The sequence below is a fragment of the Mesorhizobium sp. M4A.F.Ca.ET.050.02.1.1 genome, assembly GCF_003997725.1.
In the GTDB taxonomy this organism is placed as follows: domain Bacteria; phylum Pseudomonadota; class Alphaproteobacteria; order Rhizobiales; family Rhizobiaceae; genus Mesorhizobium.
The window spans coordinates 1-3,310 of sequence record NZ_RZSG01000668.1 but is presented as its reverse complement, the minus strand read 5'-3'; the positions used below and the strand labels follow the sequence as shown (position 1 = coordinate 3,310).

The window sequence follows — 3,310 nt, the reverse complement described above, 5'->3', positions numbered from 1 at the left end:
GGTGCTCAAGGCGATGGGATTTGGCGGCAGCCTGGGTGCCTTGCGCGTGTCGATCGGCCATGCGACCGGCGCCGAGGATATCGAGCTGTTCCGGGCAGCACTCGCGGGCATCGCCGCGCGTCGTGCCGGTGCGGAGAAGGCCGCCTGAGCGGCGACAGGAATTCGGGCCTCCCGGGCCTGGTAGAGCCGTGCGTTGAAATGGCCGGGTGAATTCCCGGTCGGAACGCACTATATGGAACTTACGCCGCCCCGGCCGCCCATGCGTGGCCATTGGTGGTGCCATAGTTTGAAAACTGTCGGGCCTTGACCCCGGCGTGGATGGAGAACGCTTATGCCTGCTGTGCAGGAGACGATCGATCGGGTTCGAAAGATCGACGTCGACCAGTATAAATACGGATTCCAGACAGAGATCGCGATGGACAAGGCCCCCAAGGGCCTGAGCGAAGACATCATTCGCTTCATCTCTGCGAAGAAGGGCGAGCCGGACTGGATGCTGGAATGGCGTCTGGAAGCCTATCGTCGCTGGCTGACTCTGGAAGAGCCGACCTGGGCGCGCGTCGACTATCCGAAGATCGACTTCCAGGACATCTACTACTATGCGGCGCCGAAGAGCACGCCGGGCCCGACCTCGCTCAGCGAAGTCGACCCTGAGATCCTGAAGGTCTACGAGAAGCTCGGCATTCCGCTGAAGGAGCAGGAAATCCTCGCCGGCGTGCAGAAGACGGACGCCTCGGAGCTCGAGGAAGCCAACGACAATGTCTTCAAGTCGGGCCGTGTCGCGGTCGATGCGGTGTTCGATTCCGTCTCTGTCGTCACCACCTTCAAGAAGGAACTGGCCGAGGCCGGCGTCATCTTCTGCTCGATCTCGGAAGCCATCCGCGAGCATCCGGAGCTGGTGAAGAAATATCTCGGCTCGGTCGTGCCGACCTCCGACAATTTCTACGCCACGCTGAACTCGGCGGTGTTCACCGACGGTTCCTTCGTCTTCGTGCCGAAGGGCGTGCGCTGCCCGATGGAACTGTCGACCTACTTCCGCATCAACGAGAAGAACACCGGCCAGTTCGAGCGCACGCTGATCATCGCCGAGGAGGGGGCCTACGTCTCCTATCTCGAAGGCTGCACGGCGCCGCAGCGCGACGAGAACCAGCTGCATGCCGCGGTGGTCGAGCTGGTCGCGCTCGACGATGCCGAGATCAAATATTCGACGGTGCAGAACTGGTACCCCGGCGACGCCGAGGGCAAGGGCGGCATCTACAATTTCGTCACCAAGCGCGGCGACTGCCGCGGCGACCGTTCGAAGATCTCGTGGACGCAGGTCGAGACCGGCTCCGCCATCACCTGGAAATACCCGAGCTGCATCCTGCGCGGCGACGATTCCAGCGGCGAATTCTATTCGATCGCCGTCTCGAACGGCTACCAGCAGGTCGACTCGGGCACCAAGATGATCCATCTCGGCAAGAACACGTCGAGCCGCATCATCTCCAAGGGCATCGCCGCCGGCTTTTCGCAGAACACCTATCGCGGCCAGGTCTCGGCGCACCGCAAGGCGACCAACGCGCGCAACTTCACCAATTGCGACTCGCTCTTGATCGGCGACCAGTGCGGCGCCCACACCGTGCCCTACATGGAAGCCAAGAACTCGACCGCCCAGTTCGAGCACGAGGCGACGACGTCGAAGATCTCCGAGGACCAGAAGTTCTACGTCATGCAGCGCGGCATCCCCGAGGAAGAGGCGATCGCGCTGATCGTGAACGGCTTCGTCAAGGACGTCATCCAGCAGCTGCCGATGGAATTCGCTGTCGAGGCGCAGAAGCTGATCGGCATCAGCCTTGAGGGAAGTGTGGGGTGACAAGGGCGCCCAAACGCGAATCCGCAGAAAAGCATGTCTATCTGCGGGATCGAATGGACAGCTGGGAAACGAGGCTGCAACTGGCGTTGTGTTTGGGCGCAGCGGGCGCTGCGTTGCTTGTCGCGGTTTATTCGCCGGATGGCTTTTGGCACGCACTTTTGGAAGCCTTGAAGCAGATGTTAAATCGGGTTTAGCCGGGCAGACGGCTACGCATAGGACGAATGGAAGAAAATGCTTGAAATCAGAAACCTGCACGCCCGCATCGTCGATGACGGCACCGAGATCATCCGCGGCCTCAACCTGACGGTGAAGGCCGGCGAGGTCGCCGCCATCATGGGCCCGAACGGCTCGGGCAAGTCGACGCTGTCCTATATCCTCGCCGGCCGCGAGGACTATGAGGTGACCGAGGGCGACATCCTCTACAACGGCCATTCGATCCTCGAAATGGACCCGGCAGAGCGCGCCACCGCCGGCATCTTTTTGGCCTTCCAGTATCCGATGGAGATACCGGGCGTCGCGACCATGGAATTCCTGAAGGTGGCGATGAACGAGCAGCGCAAGGCGCGCGGCGAGGAGCCGCTGAAGATCCCGGAATTTCTGAAGCGCGTGAAGGACGCCGCCGCCTCGCTCAACATGGACATGGCGATGCTGAAGCGGCCGCTCAATGTCGGCTTCTCCGGCGGCGAGAAGAAGCGCGCCGAGATCCTGCAGATGAAGCTGCTCGAACCAAAACTCTGCGTGCTCGACGAGACCGATTCCGGCCTCGACATCGATGCGCTGAAGATCGTCTCCGACGGCGTCAACGCGCTGCGTTCGCCGGAGCGCGCCATCGTCGTCATCACCCACTACCAGCGCTTGCTGGAGCACATCGTGCCGGACAGCGTCCACGTGCTCTACAAGGGCCAGGTCATCAAGTCGGGCGACAAGTCGCTGGCGCTCGACCTCGAAGCCAATGGCTACGCCGGCGTGATCGGCGAAGCCGCGTGAGATGCCAGCAGGCGAGGCGAGAGCAATGAACATGCACGCACAGCCCCAGCGCACCCCCGCCGAAACGGCGCTGATCGACGCCTTCGGCGAACGGCTTTCGCTGCTGCCCGGCGATGGCGCGGTGATGATGAAGCGCGACGACGCGATCGAGGCGATCAAGCGCGGCCTGCCGTCGCGGCGCGTCGAGTCATGGCACTATACGGACCTGCGCCGGCTGCTGAACCTCAATCCGGTGCCGGACTTCGAGCCGGCTGCCACGGCCAAGGCCATGGCGCCGGTGCTGGAAGGCTCCGCAGTGCTGCCGGTGCTGAACGGCGCCTCGACCGCGAAGCTGCCTGCCGTCGAGGGCGTGACCGTGCAGCGCCTGTCTGAAAAGCTCACCGACGGCAGCGTGGCGTCCGGGCTCGATCCCTATGGCGCCAAGGCGACCATCGTCGAACGCCAGTCGGGCGAGGGTATCGGCCTTGTCAGCTC

General features: G+C 63.0%; 2 protein-coding genes and 2 pseudogenes. All 4 read left to right on the top strand.

Annotated elements, in window-relative coordinates; genetic code table 11:
- Positions 1-148: pseudogene (locus EOA33_RS40920) on the top strand (cysteine desulfurase); the annotation flags it as partial.
- Between the two features lie 183 nt (positions 149-331).
- Positions 332-1,849: a Fe-S cluster assembly protein SufB gene (sufB, locus tag EOA33_RS29030; protein ID WP_127407210.1), complete on the top strand. Its 1,518-nt coding sequence runs from the start codon at positions 332-334 to the stop codon at positions 1,847-1,849.
- Between the two features lie 231 nt (positions 1,850-2,080).
- Complete coding sequence (gene sufC / locus EOA33_RS29020) at positions 2,081-2,836, top strand: Fe-S cluster assembly ATPase SufC (protein WP_126054868.1); 756 nt, start codon at positions 2,081-2,083, stop codon at positions 2,834-2,836.
- A 25-nt stretch (positions 2,837-2,861) separates the two neighbouring features.
- Positions 2,862-3,310: pseudogene (locus EOA33_RS29015) on the top strand (Fe-S cluster assembly protein SufD); the annotation flags it as partial.